General features: G+C 66.7%; 15 protein-coding genes. 4 read left to right on the forward strand and 11 right to left on the reverse strand.

The window, feature by feature from the left end:
- Positions 1–56: 56 nt before the first annotated feature.
- Positions 57–2,525 (forward strand): penicillin acylase family protein, encoded by a 2,469-nt coding sequence (locus tag QMG28_RS14510; RefSeq protein ID WP_281843038.1) that lies wholly within the window; start codon positions 57–59, stop codon positions 2,523–2,525.
- Positions 2,526–2,703: 178 nt separating this feature from the next.
- Here the strand turns inward: QMG28_RS14510 and hflX are convergent, their stop codons facing one another.
- The 11 genes from hflX to dusB form a co-directional block, all read right to left on the reverse strand.
- Positions 2,704–3,996 carry a GTPase HflX gene (gene hflX, locus QMG28_RS14515; protein WP_281843039.1) on the reverse strand — a complete coding sequence of 431 codons (1,293 nt, stop codon included), beginning with the start codon at positions 3,994–3,996 and terminating at the stop codon, positions 2,704–2,706.
- Between the two features lie 124 nt (positions 3,997–4,120).
- Positions 4,121–4,357, reverse strand: a complete 237-nt coding sequence (hfq, locus tag QMG28_RS14520; RefSeq protein ID WP_281843040.1) for an RNA chaperone Hfq — start codon at positions 4,355–4,357, stop codon at positions 4,121–4,123.
- Positions 4,358–4,462: 105 nt separating this feature from the next.
- Positions 4,463–5,989, reverse strand: coding sequence for a potassium transporter TrkG (locus tag QMG28_RS14525; protein ID WP_281843041.1), 1,527 nt, complete (start codon positions 5,987–5,989; stop codon positions 4,463–4,465).
- 13 nt (positions 5,990–6,002) lie between these two features.
- Positions 6,003–7,379 (reverse strand): Trk system potassium transporter TrkA, encoded by a 1,377-nt coding sequence (trkA, locus tag QMG28_RS14530; protein WP_281843042.1) that lies wholly within the window; start codon positions 7,377–7,379, stop codon positions 6,003–6,005.
- Between the two features lie 119 nt (positions 7,380–7,498).
- Positions 7,499–7,918 (reverse strand): ACT domain-containing protein, encoded by a 420-nt coding sequence (locus QMG28_RS14535; RefSeq protein ID WP_281843043.1) that lies wholly within the window; start codon positions 7,916–7,918, stop codon positions 7,499–7,501.
- Between the two features lie 245 nt (positions 7,919–8,163).
- Positions 8,164–9,069, reverse strand: a complete 906-nt coding sequence (locus QMG28_RS14540) for a M48 family metallopeptidase (RefSeq protein WP_281843044.1) — start codon at positions 9,067–9,069, stop codon at positions 8,164–8,166.
- Positions 9,070–9,177: 108 nt separating this feature from the next.
- Complete coding sequence (gene ntrX, locus QMG28_RS14545) at positions 9,178–10,584, reverse strand: nitrogen assimilation response regulator NtrX (protein WP_281843045.1); 1,407 nt, start codon at positions 10,582–10,584, stop codon at positions 9,178–9,180.
- 18 nt (positions 10,585–10,602) lie between these two features.
- Complete coding sequence (locus QMG28_RS14550; RefSeq protein ID WP_281843046.1) at positions 10,603–12,861, reverse strand: sensor histidine kinase NtrY-like; 2,259 nt, start codon at positions 12,859–12,861, stop codon at positions 10,603–10,605.
- 96 nt (positions 12,862–12,957) lie between these two features.
- Complete coding sequence (locus QMG28_RS14555) at positions 12,958–14,322, reverse strand: response regulator (RefSeq protein ID WP_281843047.1); 1,365 nt, start codon at positions 14,320–14,322, stop codon at positions 12,958–12,960.
- A gap of 6 nt (positions 14,323–14,328) precedes the next feature.
- A complete protein-coding gene (locus QMG28_RS14560) occupies positions 14,329–15,393 on the reverse strand; it encodes a two-component system sensor histidine kinase NtrB (protein WP_281843142.1) in 1,065 nt (354 codons plus the stop codon).
- Positions 15,393–16,373: a tRNA dihydrouridine synthase DusB gene (gene dusB, locus QMG28_RS14565; RefSeq protein WP_281843048.1), complete on the reverse strand. Its 981-nt coding sequence runs from the start codon at positions 16,371–16,373 to the stop codon at positions 15,393–15,395. Before dusB ends, QMG28_RS14560 begins: the two co-directional genes overlap by 1 nt.
- A gap of 169 nt (positions 16,374–16,542) precedes the next feature.
- Between dusB and QMG28_RS14570 the strand changes: the two genes are divergently transcribed.
- Genes QMG28_RS14570 through QMG28_RS14580 form a run of 3 tightly spaced genes read left to right on the forward strand, consistent with a single transcriptional unit; the run spans position 16,543 to position 18,643 of the window.
- Positions 16,543–17,685 carry a bifunctional 2-C-methyl-D-erythritol 4-phosphate cytidylyltransferase/2-C-methyl-D-erythritol 2,4-cyclodiphosphate synthase gene (locus QMG28_RS14570; RefSeq protein WP_281843049.1) on the forward strand — a complete coding sequence of 381 codons (1,143 nt, stop codon included), beginning with the start codon at positions 16,543–16,545 and terminating at the stop codon, positions 17,683–17,685.
- Positions 17,682–18,170 (forward strand): phosphatidylglycerophosphatase A family protein, encoded by a 489-nt coding sequence (locus QMG28_RS14575; RefSeq protein ID WP_281843050.1) that lies wholly within the window; start codon positions 17,682–17,684, stop codon positions 18,168–18,170. Before QMG28_RS14570 ends, QMG28_RS14575 begins: the two co-directional genes overlap by 4 nt.
- Positions 18,170–18,643, forward strand: a complete 474-nt coding sequence (locus QMG28_RS14580) for a CinA family protein (protein ID WP_281843051.1) — start codon at positions 18,170–18,172, stop codon at positions 18,641–18,643. Before QMG28_RS14575 ends, QMG28_RS14580 begins: the two co-directional genes overlap by 1 nt.
- Position 18,644 lies beyond the last annotated feature (1 nt).

An 18,644-nucleotide genomic window follows, 5' to 3' on the forward strand; every position in this document is an offset into this window, starting at 1 on the left:
CGCGTCAGACTGCCTTTATTGACGGGAGCCTGAGAGCAGGTCAACAAAGGTGGCGCATGGCAGGGGTGTTTCGCTGGACGGTCCGGGTGGTGACGGCGGTGCTGGTGCTCGCGGTGGCGGCGTTCGGCTTTGCCTATTACCTCGCCTCGCGTTCCCTTCCCGATTACGACGTGACCCGCCCGGCGCGCGGGATCACCGCGCCGGTCGAGATCGTGCGCGACCATGCCAATGTGCCGCATATCTTCGGCGAGACCGATGAAGACGTATTCTTCGGCCTCGGCTACGCCCATGCGCAGGACAGGCTGTGGCAGATGATCATGCTAAGGCGCACGGCGCAGGGGCGGCTGTCGGAGATCTTCGGCGCCCGCACGCTGGCGGTGGACGAACTCATGCGCCGGCTCGATCTCTATGCGCTGGCCCAGCAGGCGGTGGCCTATCAGAGCGACGAGACCCGCGCCGCGCTCACCGCCTATGCCCATGGCGTGAACGCCTGGCTCGACCGGGTGAACGACGAGGCGCTGGGGCGCGGCGCGCCCGAGCTCTTCCTGTTCGACAACGATATCTCTCCCTGGGTGCCCGCCGACAGCCTCGCGGTGCTGAAGCTCATGGCGGTGCAGATGGGCGGCCATATCCAGGAGGAAGTGCTGCGTGCCCGGGTGGCGCTGGCGCTGGACACGGACCGGCTGCACGACATCCTGCCCGACGCGCCCGGCACCGGCGTGGCGGCGCTGCCGGAATATGCCGCGCTGTTCGGGCTGGAGAAAACCGATTTCGCCGCCCTCGCCCCGCTGTCCGGGGGCGATCCGCTCTCGCCCGTCGCCGCGCCCGGCATGGCGGGGGCCTCCAATGCCTGGGCCGCCGCGCCCTCGCGCTCGGCCGCAGGCGGCACGCTGCTCGCCAACGATCCGCATCTGGGCTTCACCGCGCCGACGATCTGGTATCTCGCCCGGCTGGAACTGCAAAGCGGCGGCATCATCGGCGGCACGATCCCCGGCATGCCGGTGCTGCTGCTCGGCCGCTCCGAAAGCTTCGGCTGGGGGCTGACCTCGTCCTACATGGACGACCAGGACGTGTTCATCGAAAAGCTGAACCCCGACGCGCCGGGCGAAGTGCTCACCCCCGACGGCTACAGGCCGATGGAAGCCCGCGCCTCGATCATCCGCGTGAAAGACGCCGCCCCAGTCACCATCGAGCTGCGATGGACGGAGAACGGCCCGGTCCTGCCCGGCAGCCATTACGGGCTGGCGGCGGTCACCCCGCCCGGCCATGTCGCCGCGATCGGCTGGACGATGCTCTCGGCGCGCGATCGCTCGATGACCTCGGCGATGCGGCTCATGCAGGCGAAATCGGTGGCCGAGGGGATCGCCGCGGGCGCAGACTTTCTCGCCCCGTCGCAGAACGTGACGATGGTGGACGGCGAGCATATCGCGCTGAAGACCGTGGGCGCGATGCCCCGGCGCGCCGCCGATCACATGACGCTGGGCCGGATGCCCGCCCCGGGCTGGGAGGCGCAGAACCGCTGGCTCGGCTTCGAGGCTTATGAAGCCAATCCCGAATTCAGCGATCCGGCCGGCGGCATCGTCGGCAACACCAACAACAAGATCGTCGAGCGCCCTTTTCCGCTGCATGTAAGCTGGGACTGGGGCGACACCCAGCGCGTGCAGCGCTGGCAGCGGCTGATGCAGGCGCGCGAGGTGCATACCCGCGAAAGCTTCATCGAGGCACAGCTCGACCCGGTCTCGATCACCGCGCGCAACCTGCTGCCGCTGGTCGGGGCCGATCTGTGGTTTACCGGCGAGGCCGCACCCGATGGCACGCCCGAGCGTGCCCGCCAGCGCGCCCTGCAATTGCTCGCCGACTGGAACGGCGAGATGAACGAGCATATGCCCGAACCGCTGATCTACATGGCCTGGATGCGCGCGCTTCAGGACCGGCTGATCCGCGATGAGCTGGGCCCGCTCGCCAATGCGTTTACCCATGTCGAGCCGGTCTTCATCGAGCGGGTCTTCCGCGATGTGGACGGCGCCGGCGCCTGGTGCGACGTGGTGCAATCGGCGCCGGAGGAAAGCTGCACCGAGATCGCCCGCATCGCGCTCGATGAAGCGCTGATCTGGATCGGCGAGAATGTGGGCGGCGAGACCGAGGCGCTGCGCTGGGGCGATGTGCACCAGGCCACCCATGACCATGCGGTGCTGGGCGGGGTGCCGTTCCTGAAATGGTTCGTCAATATCCACCAATCCACCTCCGGCAGCGACAACACGCTGAACCGGGGCCGCACCATCGGCACCGGGCCGAACCCGTTTCTCAATGTTCACGGCGCGGGCTACCGGGGGGTATATGACTTCGCCGATCCGGATTCGTCGCTGTTCATCACGGCGACGGGGCAGTCGGGCCATTTCCTGAGCCGCCATTACGACGATCTGGGCGAGCTCTGGCGGCGCGGCGAATATATTCCGATGTCGCTCGACGAGGGCCTGGCCCGCGCCGCGGCCGAGGGGGTAACGACGCTGGTGCCGATGCAATAGCGCCGGGCGGGAGAATGCCCGGGAATCTCTCCGGAGCGGCTGCTAACCAATTGACTCTGAATGAAACTCTACGATTCTAGAATCCTGGAGTCGTAGACAGATCCCGGAACAGACTCTCCCCAGGCAAAGCCCGGCTTCTTTCTAAGAAACCGGGCCGAAATCTTAGAAAGATTTCGCTCTATCCATGGAGCTTCTGAAATTCCGCCTTCTGCCGCGCCGTCCAGGTCACATCGAGCGTCCAGCCCGCCTCGCCCTGCCGCTCGGCTTCGACCACATGCGCCTCATGCAGCCAGGCGCGCGCCTTGCCCTCGGCGAAGGCGAGCACCAGCGTTTCGCGGCTGCTCTCCTCGGCAAGCTGCGCCTCGACGGCGGCGGTGAGCGCGTCCAGCCCGGCCCCGGTCAGCGCCGAAATCGCCACCACATGATCGTTGCGCGCGGCTTCGGTCTCGCGCGCGGCGCGGGGATCGGCGTCAAGCAGGTCGGTCTTGTTCCAGACCTCGATGCGCGGCACGTCGCGCGGCATCCCCAGCTCTTCGAGGATCGCCTCCACGTCGCGCGCCTGCGCCTCGGTCTCGGCGGCCGAGATGTCGCGCACATGCAGGATCACATCCGCCCCGAGCACCTCTTCCAGCGTCGCGCGGAAGGCGGCGACAAGCTGGTGCGGCAGATCGGAGATGAAGCCCACCGTATCCGACAGGATCACCTTGCGCCCGGACGGCAGAACGAGGCCGCGCATCGTCGGGTCGAGCGTGGCGAAGAGCATGTCCTTCGCCATCACATCCGCGCCCGTCATCCGGTTGAACAGGGTTGATTTGCCGGCATTGGTATAGCCCACCAGCGCCACCACCGGAAACGGCACCTTGGCGCGGGCGGCACGGTGCAACTCGCGGGTTTTCACCACCTTGGCGAGCTGTTTGCGCAGCCGGGCGAGCTGTTCGTCGATCGCGCGCCGGTCGGCCTCGATCTGGGTTTCGCCGGGGCCGCCGACGAAGCCAAGGCCGCCGCGCTGGCGCTCAAGGTGGGTCCAGGCCCGCACCAGCCGCGTGCGCTGATAGCTGAGCGCGGCCATCTCGACCTGCAACACACCCTCGCGGGTGCGGGCGCGGTCCGAGAAAATCTCCAGAATAAGGCCGGTCCGGTCGAGGATCTTGACCTTCCATTCCTTTTCCAGATTGCGCTGCTGCACCGGGCTGACCGGCCCGTCGATCAGCACAAGCTCCACCTCGCCCGCCTGCAACCGCGCCTTGATCTCCTCGATCTTGCCGGTGCCGAACAGATGCCCCGGATGTGGCTTGGCAAGGCGCACGATCTCGGAGCCGGCCACCTCAAGGTTGGGCAAGGCGCCCGCCAGCGCCACGCCTTCATCGAGCGCGGCCCGCGGCTCGCGCCGCTCGCGGTCGGAGGTCAGCTCGGGATGGATCACCCAGGCGCGGGTGGCGGTTTTTTCGTGAGAGGTGAGGTCGGTGATCATAGGATATCACATGGGGACGGAGAGGCGCTTTCGAAAGCACATGCGATGGCGTTTCGCAACGCCACCGCCCCGCCGCGACTACCGTCGGGGCGGGAAAAGGATCGCGTTGTCCTGACGATTTGGATCAGCTCTCGTCGCCGTCGTAGAGGTTGATCGGCTGGGCCGGCATGATCGTCGAGATCGCGTGCTTGTAGACGAGCTGGCTCTGCCCGTCGCGCTTGAGCAGCACGCAGAAATTGTCGAACCAGGAAATCACCCCCTGGAGCTTCACGCCATTGATGAGGAAGATCGTCACCGGAACCTTGGCCTTGCGGACATGGTTCAAGAACGCATCCTGAAGGTTTTGCTTATCGGCAGCCATCGCTTCTTGCCCTTGTTCTCTCGTGCTGCCGCGATCCGGCAGGAATTACCCAACAACCTCAGTATGTAATGCCTCGGGGGCGATTTCCACCCCCTATTTCAAGGCTTATCTGCGCCACAGGTCGGGGCTGAACAGCGCGACGATGGCGAGCGTTTCGAGCCGGCCGAGGATCATCGCGGCGGTGAGCACGTATTTCGCCCCCACCGAGAGCGCGCCGTAGCTGATCGGCTCCACCTCCGCCAGCGCGGCCAGCGGCCCGGTGGTGGTGAGTGCCGCGACGGTCAGCACCAGCGCCTGTTCGAAGCTCTCGCCGGTGAAGGAAAACGCCCCCATCACCAGCGCCACCGACAGCGCCATCAGCATGAAGAACAGCCAGGCCATATAGGCGCCGCGCCGGCGCAAATGCCGCGCATCGCCGCCCGAGCCGCCAACCGAATGCGGATGCACCAGCCGCTCCAGCTCGCGCACACCATGCTTGTAGAGCGCGTAAACCCTGAGCAGCTTCGCACCCCCCGCCGTGGTCGCCACCCCGCCACCGATCAGCGCAAGCCCGAGCAGGATCAGCCCCGGTGTCTGCAGGCCCGACCAGTCCTGGCTCGCGGTCCAGGCCTCGCTGTGCCAGCCTGCGGTGGTCAGGAAGGACAGTACGGTAAAGACCGAGCCCCAGAGCGCGCCCAGCCCCTGCCAGACGCTCATCTCGCTGCCGCCCACCTCGTAGGCCCCGAGGAAGTGGCGCAGGAACAGAAAGCCCGGCACCAGCGTGATCAGGGCAAGCGCGATGCGGATTTCGGGATCGTGGCGCAGCGAGGCGAATTCCATCCCCTGCCCCTCGCGCGCGAAGGTGATGCGCGACAGCGCGAAGACAAGAAAGACGGCCACGACCACCTCGCCGCCCCAGCCCGCAGCGCCGCCACCGAGCCCGCCGACCGGCGAGATGCCGGAGGTCGACAGGGTCGACATTGCATGAGCCAGCGCCACCGAGGGGCTGTCGCCCGCGATCAGCAGCCCGCCCCAGAGCAGCAGCGTCAGCGCGCTGTAGATCGGCAGAAGCTGCGCGGCATGGGCGCGCACCCGTTGCGACAGATCGGCCCGCTCGGTGATCTGCGCATAGCCCAGCGCCACCACCTCTTGCGAGGGGGCACGGCGGCGCACCTCGAACCCGCCCAGCGCCATCGGTGCCAGAACCGAGATGGCGCCGACCCAGATGAACAGCCCGCCGAGCCAGCCCACCGTGGCACGCCAGGTGTGCAGCGGCGGCGCGAGCCGGGCGGGATCGTCAAACAGCGTGGCCCCGGTGGTGGTGAGCGCCGACACCATCTCGACATAGGCGTTGAGAAAGCTCGTATTGCCCACCGCCTCGTAAAACGGCAGCGCGAACAGGAAGGGCAGCGCCACGAACAGCGCCAGCAGCCCGGCCAGGTGGCGGCGCGGATGTTCGCGGCGCGGACGGCCCGCCATCGCGATGCCGATGAACAGCGCCACCACCAGCGTCAGCGCGCCTTCGTAGAAGAAGATCTCGGCAATCCGCGCCTCGCCGGTCGCCGCCGCATGGATGGCTGGGATCAGCATGGCAAGCCCACCCACCCCGATCAGGGTGACGATGAGCGGCAGGCGGGCGACCCAGGCGAGCATGGCGCGGGCGTCCTCAGAAGAAGTCGATCGAGACTTGCAGCAGGCGCTCGACCTCGGGCACGTCGGCGGCAAGGGCGAAGATCACCACCACGTCGCCTTCCTCGATCCGGGTGCTGCCCACCGGCTTGATCACCTCGTCGCCCTTCATCACCGCGCCGAGCAGCACGCCCTCGGGAAATTCGATATTGCGCACCTCATGGCCCGCGATCGGCGAGGTGGAGAGCACCTGCGCCTCGATCACCTCGGCCTCGGCATCGCCGACCGAGTAGACGCCACGCACCCGCCCGTGGCGGATATGGCGCAGGATCGAGCTTACCGTGGTGGCGCGCGGGTTGATATGCGCGTCGATATCGAGCGGCTCCATCAGCGGGATGAAGGAGGTATCGTTGATCAGGCAGATCGCCATCGGGCAGCCCGCCGCCTTGCCGCGCACGGCGGCGAGGATATTGACCTTGTCGTCGTCGGTAACGGCCAGGATCGCATCGGCCCGGGCGATGCCGGCTTCCTTCAGCAGTTCCATATCCATGCCGTTGCCATGCAGCACCACGGTGCGCTCCAGGGCGTCGGCGGCCTGTTCGGCGGTGTTGCGGTTGAGCTCGATCACCTTGGCGCGGATCCGGTCGCTGCGCTTTTCCAGCGCCTCGGCCACGGCGAGGCCGACATTGCCGCCGCCCAGGATCACCACCCGCTCCTGCCGCTTCACCTGCTTGCCGAAAATCTCCAGCGTCCGGTTCACATCGCCGGTTTCGGCGAACACGTAGATCTGATCGCCGGCAAAGAGCTGGTCGGAGGCTTCGGGCGCAAACAGCCGCCCCTCGCGCCGCACGCCGACAACGATGGCCTTCAGCGTCGAGAACAGATCGGTGAGCTGGCGCAGCGGCGTGTTGATCACCGGGCAATCGTCGTCGAGCTGCAGGCCCAGAAGCGTGCCGCGCCCGCCGAAGAAGGTCTCGGCATCGAAGGCGGCGGGGGCCGCGAGGCGGCGCAGCGCGGCCTCGGCCACCTCGCGCTCGGGGCTGATCACCACGTCGATCGGCAGATGCTCGCGGCGGTAGAGATCGGAATAGATCGCGTCGAGATAGCTCTGCGCGCGCAGCCGGGCGATCTTGCGCGGGATGGCGAAGATCGAATGCGCCACCTGGCAGGTGACCATGTTGACCTCGTCGGAATGGGTGGCGGCGACGAGCATATCGGCATCGCGCGCACCGGCGCGTTCCAGCACATCGGGGTAGGAGGCAAAGCCCGTCACCCCCTGCACATCGAGGGTTTCGGTGGCGCGGGCAACGAGATCGGGGTTGTTGTCCACCACCGTCACATCGTTGTTCTCGCCGGAAAGATGACGCGCGATCTGCCAGCCCACCTGGCCCGCGCCGCAGATGATGACCTTCATATGGGTCTCCGTTCTGTCACGTCGGATGATTGGCAGAGGCAGGGGGAAAGGTCAACGCGGGCGGTGATGCCGGGTGAGGAAGCGCAATGGCAGCGTTCACACGTCGCCATTGTCCAACCCTAAGGCTCGCGGCGCGCGCTGTCCTGCAAGGACCGCAGTATCTCGACGGCCCTTTCGCACAGATGTTCGGGAACAAACACATGATCGTGGTGAAACGCCGCGATCATGTTGCAGGGTATGTCGTGATCCGCCAGCGCCCCTGACACTGCCGCCGTCAGGCCAACGCCATGCAGCGAGGAATATACATTGAGGGTAATGCCGCGCATGGGCGCATCCGCGTTCAGACCATGTTTCAAAGCCACATCGCCCGGGATGAGAAGGGATGTGCCCTCGGCCTCACGAAAGACCGCACGGGCGCTGGACATCAGCCGCGCTTCCAACGCGCTATCCGTGATTGTAACGAACACGAACCTGCCCGCGCGCAGCTCCGGGGTCATACCCGAAACCATATCATGGGCCGTCTCGGCGCGTTTCACCATGTATTCCTCTCAATCGCTAAAGGTCTCGCGCAGGCGAGCGGCTATCCTGCGTCGCCGCTGTTCGGCCAGCCTACCCGGCACGCGCCGCAGATGATGATTTTCCAAGGGGTCTCCCGGCCGTCACGGTGAAGGATTGGGGGAGGCGGGGGGAAAGGTCAACGCGGGGGTGATGCGGGCAGCCGGTTTCTTTCTAAGAAACCGGCCCGAAATCTTGGAAAGATTTCGGAGCGTGCTGCGTCTGCGGTTCAGAACATGTCGCCATGAGCGCCGTAGCCCTTTTCGTCGATCTCCTGAAGCGCGCGGTAGCGTTTCACCCCCACCGCGTGGTTCGACATGACATTGGCGGCCCGGATGAACCATTCCCCGCGCTCCTCCTCGGTCTGGCGATTGAGCGCATCGTGATCGACCTTGTGATTGATCCACGGCCCGATCATCAGAAGTGAAATGGTTTCGCGGTGATGGTTGCAGACGGAATGCGCGAGCCGGTCGGCCGAATATTCCTGCGCCCGAACCTGGCTGACCCCGAAGGCCGGGATCAGACGCGGAAGGAAGGTGACGACGAGCCGCAGCAGCGACACATGGCGCAGCCGGTGATGCGAAAGCTCATGCGCGAGCACGAATTCGACGGTCTCGGGCGAGGTGTCCATCAACAGCGCGATCTCGGCATGAAGAACCACATATTTGGCGCGGGTATTGCACGACATCGCGTAGGCATTCACCACGCCATTGCCGTTCTTGATATAGAGCCGCGGCGGCGCCTCGAACCCAAGCCTCCGTGCAACATCCTGATAAAGCGCCCAGATTTCGGGAAACTGCTCGGGCCCCACGCGGACGGCATTCGCCTTGTCGCGCGCGATCTGGTAGAAGCGCATCACGAAGATGTAGAGCGGCGCGGCCAGCAGAAGCAGCGCATATGAGCCGAAATCAATGGCGTCTTCGCCCGCAGCATCCGCCGTTTCGGCGACCGCGCCCGGATCGGGCGTTGCCAGCCCGGCAATCAGGCTGACCAGGCCGACGGCCAGAACGACCAGCGAAATCAGAATACTGAGCGCCACCAGCGGCATTTCCCACCGGTGGCGGTAGCGCATTGGACTGCTTTTCGGATCGGCGAAGGCGGTGGCTTCGGGGCGTGGCGTGGACGTGTCGGCCATGGTGGCGGCTCCGTTCCCGGTGCCCCGATGCGGGGCGGGCTGGGGCAAGTTTACAGGCGCATGGCGATCCGGCCAATACCTGTTGGCTTTGTCCCACAGGGCCGGAACCTACTCCTCCCCCTCCTCCGCCACGTACGCCACCCGCGCGCCAGACTTCGTTCCCGTCACCACGCCGAGCGATTTCAGCTTGCGGTGCAGCGCCGAGCGTTCCATCCCGACGAAATTCGCCGTGCGCGAGATATTGCCGCCGAAGCGGTTGATCTGGGTCAGCAGATATTCCCGCTCGAAGGCCTCGCGCGCCTCGCGCAGCGGCAGGGTGGCCAATGCCGCGGGCAGGACCACACCGTCGCCGTCGCCGCTGCCGGTCTCCACCTCGTTGAGTTCGCCCGCCTCGATCGGCCCGGTGCCGTCGCCGAGGATCAGCACCCGCTCGATCACGTTCTTGAGCTGGCGCACGTTGCCCGGCCAGGTCATCGACTGCAGCATCGCCTTGGCCTCGTCGGTGATGTCGCGCAGCGGAAGGCCCTGATTGGCGTTGAAAATCCTGATGAAATAGCCCGCGAGCTCGGGAATGTCCTCGCGCCGGTCGGCCAGCGGCGGCACCGGGATCGGCACCACGTTCAGCCGGTGATACAGCTCCTCGCGGAAGCGCTTGGCCTCGATCTCGGCGGCGAGGTCGCGGGTGGTCGAGGAGATCACCCGCACATCGACATTGATCTTGTCGGCGCCGCCGACGCGGGTGAAGCTCTGCTCCACCAGCACCCGCAGGATCTTCGACTGGGTGCCGAGCGGCATGTCGGCCACCTCGTCGAAATAGAGCACGCCGCCATGCGCCTCTTCCAGCAGCCCCGGCTCGACACCGCGCTCGGCGGTCTCGCGGCCGAACAGAACCTCTTCCATCCGGTCAGGCTCGACGGCGGCGGAATTGACCACCACGAAGGGCGAGCGCGCCCGGTCGCTGCCGCCGTGGATGATCCGCGCCGCCAGTTCCTTGCCGGCGCCCGCAGGCCCGGTGAGCATCACCCGCCCGTTCGAGCGCATCACCTTGTCGAGATTGGATTTCAGCGTCTTGAAGGCGGTGGAGCGCCCGACCATCTCGACCGGCCCCTGATCCTTGCGCTTGAGTTCCACGTTCTCGCGCCTGAGCCGCGAGGTTTCCATCGCCCGGCCGATCACCACCATCAGCTGGTCGATGTTGAACGGCTTTTCGATGAAGTCGTAAGCGCCCTGCTTGATCGCGGCCACCGCGATCTCGATATTGCCGTGGCCCGAGATGATCACCACCGGCACTTCCGGGTGCTCGCGCTTGACCATCTTCAGGATGTCGATCCCGTCCATGGCCGAATCCTTCAGCCAGATATCGAGGATCATCAGCGCCGGAAGCTCGGCCTTGACCTGCGCCACCGCCTCGTCGGAGGTGCCGGCGAGCCGGGTGGTGTAGCCTTCGTCTTCGAGAATATCCGAAATCAGCTCGCGGATATCGCGTTCGTCGTCGACAATCAGGATGTCAGCCATGGGTCTCTCTCGTCCTCGTCACTCTGCGGCGTCGGGCACGGCTTCCGCCGGGTTCACCGGCAGCCGCACCACGGCCATCGCCCCCGGCCTGTCGGTGCCGCCGAACATCTCGGCGTCGACAAGCTGGAGCGTGCCGCCATGTTCTTCGATGATCTTCTTCACGATGGGCAGGCCGAGGCCGGTGCCCTTGTCGCGGGTCGTTACGTAAGGCTCGAACAGCCGCGAGCGATCCTCCGGCAGCCCGATCCCGTTATCCGAGATCGTGACGATCCCGGTTTCATCGTCGCGGGCCAGAACCACCCGGATCGTCGGCGTATGGCCTTCCGGGGATTCGCCCTTTTCCTGCAAGCTTTCAATGGCTTCGCCCGCATTCTTGATCAGGTTGGTGAGCGCCTGCCCGATCATCGTCTCGTCCAGCTCGGCATGGATCGGCGCGCCCGGCAGAGCGGCGGAAATCTCCACTCCCACCTGGCCCGCCTTTTGCAGCGTCACCGCGCCACGCACCAGCTCGACAAGGTCGGCCGGCTTCTTCACCGGCTCCGGCATCCGCGCGAATTTGGAAAACTCGTCGACGATCCGGCGCAGATCCTCGGTCTGGCGCACGATCACGCCGGTCAGGCTTTCAAGATCCTCGGCATCCGCTTCTTCCATCTTGCGCCCGAACTTGCGCTTGATCCGCTCCGCCGAAAGCTGGATCGGCGTGAGCGGGTTCTTGATCTCATGCGCGATCCGGCGCGCCACGTCGCCCCAGGCGGCCATGCGCTGCGCGGTGACCAGATCGGTCACATCGTCGAAGGCGATCACGTAGCCCTCCAGCGCGCCATCGTCGGAAAAGCGCGGCGCGATGCGCACCAGCAGCCGCTCCTGCCGGCCCATCCGGCTCAGCCCCAGCTCTTCCTGCACCCGCTCGCCGCCCTCGGCGCGCAGCCGGTCGAGCAGCGGCGCGAATTCCGGCACCACCAGCGCCAGATCGTCATGCGCCGGATCGCCGGCGTCGAGCCCCAGCATTGCCCGCGCCGCCCGGTTGAGGAAGGTCACCTTGCCGCCCGCGTCGAGCCCGACCACCCCCGCCGTCACCGACGACAGCACCGAATCGAACAGCCGGCGGCGGCGCTCGATCTGTTCGGTGTTTTCCAACAGGGCATCGCGCTGCACCTTGAGCTGGCGGGTCATCTTGTTGAACAGCCCCGAAAGCTGTTCGATCTCGTCGCCGGTCTCCTCCTCGACCACCTGCACGTCAAGATCGCCCTCGCCCACCCGCTCGGCGGCGGAGGCGAGCCGGCCCACCGGGCGGGCCAGCCGCTCGGCAAACCACATGCCCAGCCAGGTGGCGGCGAGCACGAGGATCGCGGCAAAGCCGAGATAGATCAGGCCGAACTCGAACAGCACCTGCCCGCGCTGGCTTTCAAGCTGCTGGTAGAAGCGCACGGTCTCCTGCGTCTCGTCGAGCAGATCGAGGATCTTGCCGTCCACATCGCGCGACACATAAAGCAGATGGTCGGGATAGGCGCCAAGATTGACCAGCGCGCGGAACTCGTTGATGTCCCAATCCTCGATCACCACGGTTTCGCCCGCCTGCGCGCGGGCGATGGCATCGGCATCGGGCTTTTCGAAGTCGAAGAGATAGGAGCGGTCGCCGCGCAGCCGGATTTCGCCATCTCCGTCAATGATATAGGCTTCCCGAAGCCCGCGCTGGATGCGCGTCTGCGCCTGCGCCAGCGCCTGCCGAAGCTGCGCCTCGGAAATGAAGACATTGGTCTGCTTGGCGAGGTTCAGAAAGCCCGCCACCGCCTCGGCATCGGCGACCAGCCCATCGCGGTGTTCGCTTTCATAGGCCTGCGCGGCGGCGAGCGAATTGCCCACCACCCGGCTTACCCGGTCGGAAAACCAGCCCTCAAGCCCGACATTCACCGTCAGCACGGCGAAGACGGCCACCAGCACGGTGGGCAGGAGCGCGAGAAAGGCGAAAACGCCGGTCAGCCGCAGGTGCAGCCGCGAGCCCGCCGATTTGTTGCGCCGCGCCATCACCATGCGCACCACGCCCGAGAGCACCAGCGCGGCCACGGCCAGCACGTAGACGAAATCCGCCAGCAGCACGAGGCGCAGCGCGTTGGATTGCACGCCCTGCTCCAGCGGGCCGAGCACGAGATAGGTCAGAATCGCCAGAACCGGGCCAAGCGTGACCACGCCGACGCTCAGCAACGAGCGGGTCTGGCGCAGGCGGCGCAGACGCGCGAGCCGCTCCCATGTCCAATGGCTGTTCGCGCTGCGCGCCACGTCGATCCCCCAAGGCCCGAATAATCGCCCGGCCTCCCGGCATCCGGTGGCAGCGCGCCCTCGTAATGCGGCGCATATGCCACGGCTGTGGCGGTTTTACATCAACTTGCGGCGGCGTGTCACCTCGATTCCCAGCTCGGTGATCTTCTTGCGCAAAGTATTGCGGTTGATCCCGAGCAGCTCCGCGCAGCGCGCCTGATTGCCGCCGGTGGCGTCGAGGGCGATCTCGATCAGCGGCACCTCGATCTCGCGCAGCACCCGCTGATAGACGCCGGGGGGCGGCAGCGCGCCGCCATGCAGATCGAAATAGCGCTTGAGATGGCGCGCGACCGAGGCCGACAGGTTCTCGGCCTCGTCCAGCGTCACCACCGGGCCGCCGGCGGGCGCGCCCAGGGTCTGCTCCACCTCGGCGCGCGAAATCTCGGCCTCGGCGCCGGTGACCATGAGCCGCTGAATGGTGTTTTCAAGCTGGCGCACATTGCCCGGCCAGGGATAGGCGCGCAGGATCTCGGTCGCCTCGGCGCTGAGCGCGCGGGGGCTGAGCCCGTCGCGCTCGGCGCGGGCGAGGAAATGCTCGGCCAGCGCCGGGATGTCTTCGAGCCGCTCGCGCAGCGAAGGCACCGGAATGGTGACGCCACCGAGCCGGTAGTAAAGATCCTGCCGGAACTCGCCCGTTTTCAGCCGGCGCGACAGATCGCCCTGCGAGGTCGACAGCACGCGCGGCGCCGGATCGGTCAGGCTGTCGAGCATCCGGGTGATGCGGGCCTGCGCCTCGGCGTCGAGATCGCCGATCTCGTCAAACAGCAGCGTGCCCTGCCCGACCTTGGCGAGAATCTTCGACGGCCCCTCCATCGGCACCAGATCGTCGGGCGTAACCACCACGAAGGGCAGGTTGCGCCGGTCGGAGAAATCGTGGATCGCCCGCGCGATCAGGCTCTTGCCGGTGCCGCTCTCGCCGGTGATCAGCACCGGCAATTCGGTGTTCATCACCCGCGCCACCAGCCGGTAGAGCGATTGCATCGCCGGCGTGCGGCCCACCAGCGGCAGATCGTCCCCCTGCCCCGCGCCGGCTTCGCGCACCGGCTTCGGCACGCGCCGCTTCTGCTCCAGCGCCCGCGCCGCCCGTTTCATCAGATCGGGCAGATCGAAAGGCTTCGGCAGGTAGTCGAACGCCTCCTTCTCCGCCGCCTGGATCGCGGTCATGATCGTGTTCTGGGCCGAGATCACGATCACCGGCAGGTCGGGCCGCGATTGCGCGATCTCCGGCAGCGCGTCGAGCCCGTTGCCATCGGGCATGACCACATCGGAAATCACCAGATCGCCCCGCCCCTCATCGACCCAGCGTTTGAGCGTGACCAGCGACGAGGTGGCATGCACCCGGCATCCCGCGCGGGTGAGCGCCTGCGTCAGCACGGTGCGGATCGTGCGGTCGTCATCGGCGACGAGAACTGTGCCGTCCATCTGGGTTTACTCCTTGTCCTTCGGGGCTACGGGCAGCGAAATGCGAAACTTGGTCTGACCGGGCACGCTGTCGACCGAGATCCAGCCGTCATGGTCAGAGATGATCTTGGAGACCAGCGCAAGGCCGAGCCCGGTGCCGTTTTCCCGGCCCGAAACGAAGGGCTCGAACACCTGGGCGGCGATCTCGGGCGGCAGGCCCGGCCCGTCATCGCTGATCTCCACCTGCAGGGGCAGGCCGGTGCCGGAGCCATCGGGGCGCCGGAGCCTCAGCGCGTGGTCATAGAACGTATGGATGCGGATCGTGCCGCCCTTGTCGCCCGCCGCCTCCGCCGCGTTCTTGAGCAGGTTGAGAAACACCTGCATGAGCTGGTCAGGATCGACATAGGTGTTGGGCAGCGAGGGGTCGTAATCCTCGACCAGCTTCATCCGGGCGGCAAAGCCCACCTCGGCCGATTTCTGCGCCCGGTCGAGCAGATCGTGGATATTGACCGATTTGCGCTCGGGCGGGCGCAGGTTGCCGAATTGCTCGACCTGTTCGAGCAGCGCCACGATGCGGCGGCTTTCCACCACGATCAGATCGGTCAGCTCCTGATCTTCGGGGCTGAGGCTCATCGACAGAAGCTGCGCCGCGCCGGTGATGCCGGCGAGCGGGTTCTTGATCTCATGCGCCAGCATTTCGGCCATGCCGATCGCCGAGCGCGCGGCGGTTTTCACCCCGAGCGATTTGCCCAGCTTCATCGCCAGCTGGCGCGGATGCATCAGGATGAGGATCTCGCCGTCGCGCCCCGTCACCGGCGCGATCTGCACATTGCATTCCACCGGCGGCGCATGGCCCGAGCCGACATCGACATTGTTGAGAAACATCGGCCCCTGATCGCGGCGGACCCGGGCGAAGGTGCCCTCTATGTTGGCGTCGATGCTGAGCCGGTCGAGCAGCGGCTTGCCGACGAGCGATTTCACACTGGCGTTCAGAAACGCCTCGCCCGCCGAATTCACCTCGCGGATGCAATCGTCGGGGCCGATCAGCAGCGCCGGCACCGGCAATGTGCTCCAGAGCGCATCGTTCTCCATCACGCAGCCTCCCTGTGTGGGCCGAGAGCGTCGGGCAAAAGCGCCAGCACGCGGGCCGGTTCGGGGGCCGAGAGAACGCTGCGGCGCAGATCGGGCGGGGTGGCGGCCTCGTCCATATACCAGCCCAGATGCTTGCGGATCACCCGCTTGCCCAGATCGGCGCCGTAGAAATCGAGCGCCGCCTCGTAATGCCCCGCCACCATCTCGACCAGCGCCGCGCCCTGCGGCACCTGCGGCGCCTCGGCGCCGGTGAGCGCCGCCGCGATCTCGGCCACGAGCCAGGGCCGCCCGCCGGTGGCCCGGCCCACCATCACGCCATCGGCGCCGGACTGGCCCAGCGCCGCCTCGGCATCGGCGGGCGAGGCAATGTCGCCATTGGCGATCACCGGGATCGTCACCGCCTGTTTCGTCGCCCGGATCGCCGCCCAGTCGGCCTTGCCCTTGTAGAATTGCTGCCGGGTGCGGCCATGAATGGTGACCATCTTCACCCCCGCCCCCTCGGCGCGGCGCGCCAGTTCCGGCGCGTTCAGCCGGTCGTGATCCCAGCCCAGCCGCGTCTTCAGCGTCACCGGCACCGAGACCGCGCCGACCACCGCCTCGATCAGCGTGAGCGCATGGTCGAGATCCTTCATCAGCGCCGAACCCGAAAGCCCGCCCACCACCTTCTTGGCCGGGCAGCCCATATTGATGTCGATGATCCGCGCGCCGTTTTCTTCCACCATCCGCGCCGCCTCGCCGATCCAGTAAGGGTCGCGGCCCGCCAGTTGCACGGCAGTGCCCGAAAGCCCAAATCCAAGCTCGGCCCGTTCGCGCACACCGGGCTTGGCCTGCACCATCTCCTGGCTCGCCACCATCTCGCTCACCACCAGCCCGGCGCCGAAGCTCTGGACGAGCTGGCGAAAGGGCAGATCGGTGATCCCGGCCATCGGGGCCAGAAAAACCGGGGGATCGAGTGTGATGTCGCCAAGCCTGACGGCCATATGCCTAATCCTTGAGCAGATGCCTGAGATATAGATGCGGCGCGCCGGAGCTGCAAAAATCCGCGCCACTTGCATGCGCGAAATTTCACCATTGCACAATATTTAATCAGTTGACCCCACGGCCAGCAGGCCCATTGTTCTTGAAATCGGCAACGCATAAACAAAGCGCATGGAAATCGCATGCATCATCGTCGCCGCCGGACGCGGCACACGGGCGGGTGGAGATGTGCCGAAGCAATGGCGCCACCTCCATGGCCGCCGCGTCGCCGACTGGACGGTCGCGGCCTTCCGCGAGCATGGCCGGATCGACCGGGTGGTGCTGGTGCTGCATCCCGACGATCTCGGCCAGGCGCGCGGCTTTCGCGATGTGCTGATCGCCGCCGGCGGGGCCACGCGCGATGCCAGCGTGCTGGCCGGGCTGGAGGCGCTGGCGGGCGATCCGCCCGATCTCGTCCTGATTCACGATGTCGCCCGCCCGCTCGTCGGCCCGGCGGTGATCGACCGGGTGATCGACGCGCTGGAGCACAGCGCCGGCGCGGCCCCGGCCCTGGCGGTCACCGATGCCCTCTGGATGGGCGATGGCGGGCGTGTCGCCGGCACGCAGGACCGCACCGGCCTCTACCGCGCCCAGACGCCGCAGGGCTTTCGCTACGGCGCGATCCTTGCCGCCCACCGCACCCATCCCGGCGGTGCTGCGGATGACGTGGAGGTCGCGCGCCATGCGGGGCTTGACGTGGCCATCGTCGAAGGCGACGAGGCCAATATGAAAATCACCGGCCCCGCCGATTTCGCGCGGGCCGAGAAACTTATGCAAAACGCGATGGGAGACGCCATGGATATCCGGGTCGGCCAAGGCTATGACGTTCACGCTTTCGAGCCGGGCGAGGCTTGCATCATCTGCGGCGTGCCGGTGCCGCATGACAAGAAACTCAAGGGCCATTCCGACGCCGATGTCGGCATGCACGCGCTGACCGATGCGATCTACGGCGCGCTGGCCGAGGGCGATATCGGCCAGCATTTTCCGCCCTCCGATCCGCAATGGAAGGGCGCGGCCTCGGATATCTTCCTGGCCCATGCCATCGAACTGGCCCGCTCGAAGGGTTTTGAGCTGGCCAATTGCGATGTGACACTGATCTGCGAACGGCCCAAGATCGGCCCCCATGCGGGCGCGATGCGGGCGGAACTGGCGCGGATCATGGCGGTGGATGCCGAGCGCGTCTCGGTCAAGGCGACCACATCGGAACGGCTCGGCTTCACCGGCCGCGAAGAGGGGATTGCGTCGATGGCCGTCGCAACGCTGGTGAAAGCATGAACAAGCTCATTGCCACCTTCTTCGGCGCGGGGCTGTTGAAGCCCGCCCCCGGCACCTGGGGCTCGCTCGCCGCCCTGCCCTTCGTCTGGCTGCTGCATGTGCTTGGCGGGCCCTGGCTGTTTGGCGTGGCCATCGTCGCGGTGTTCCTTATCGGCTGGTGGGCCACCAGGGGCTATACCGCGATGACCGGGGTCGAAGACCCCTCCGAAGTGGTGATCGACGAGGTGGTGGGGATGTGGATCGCCATGCTGCCCGTCTCGATCGGCGCGGCGGCGGCCGGCGCGGGCATCTTCGCGCTCTATCCCGGCTGGATCGCCGCCTTCTTCCTGTTTCGCTTCTTCGACATCGTGAAGATGGGGCCGGTCCGCTGGGCCGATGACCGGGGCGACGCAATGGGCGTGATGCTCGACGATGTCTTCGCCGGGATCTTCGCCGCGATCGTCGTGATCGCGCTCGCCGGGTTTTCGCATCTGGTGCTGATGTAATGACCACGCCGGCGGAGATACTCCGGCTCTGCCGCGTCAAAGGACTGACCGTCGCCAGCGCCGAAAGCTGCACCGGCGGCATGGTCGGCGCGGCGCTGACGGATGTGGCGGGCTCGTCCGATGTGTATGAACGCGGGGTCATCACCTATTCCAACGCCGCCAAGATGGCGCTGCTTGGCGTGAAAGCCGAGACGCTGGAAGCGGTCGGCGCGGTCTCGGAAGAGGTGGCGCGCGAGATGGCGGAAGGGCTGCTGGCCGCCGCGCCGGTGGATATCGCCGTTTCCGTCACCGGCATTGCCGGGCCGGGCGGCTCGGAGCACAAGCCCGAAGGCCGGGTCTGCTTCGGTCTCGCCACGAAAGCGGGCTGCACGGTGCGGACGGTGGAGTTCGGCGCATTGGGCCGGGCCAATGTGCGCGCCGCCGCCCGCGACCATGCGCTTGAGCTGATCGCCATCGCCGCGCGCGAGGCCTGAG

The organism is Sinisalibacter aestuarii (assembly GCF_027923545.1).
Taxonomy (GTDB): domain Bacteria; phylum Pseudomonadota; class Alphaproteobacteria; order Rhodobacterales; family Rhodobacteraceae; genus Sinisalibacter; species Sinisalibacter aestuarii.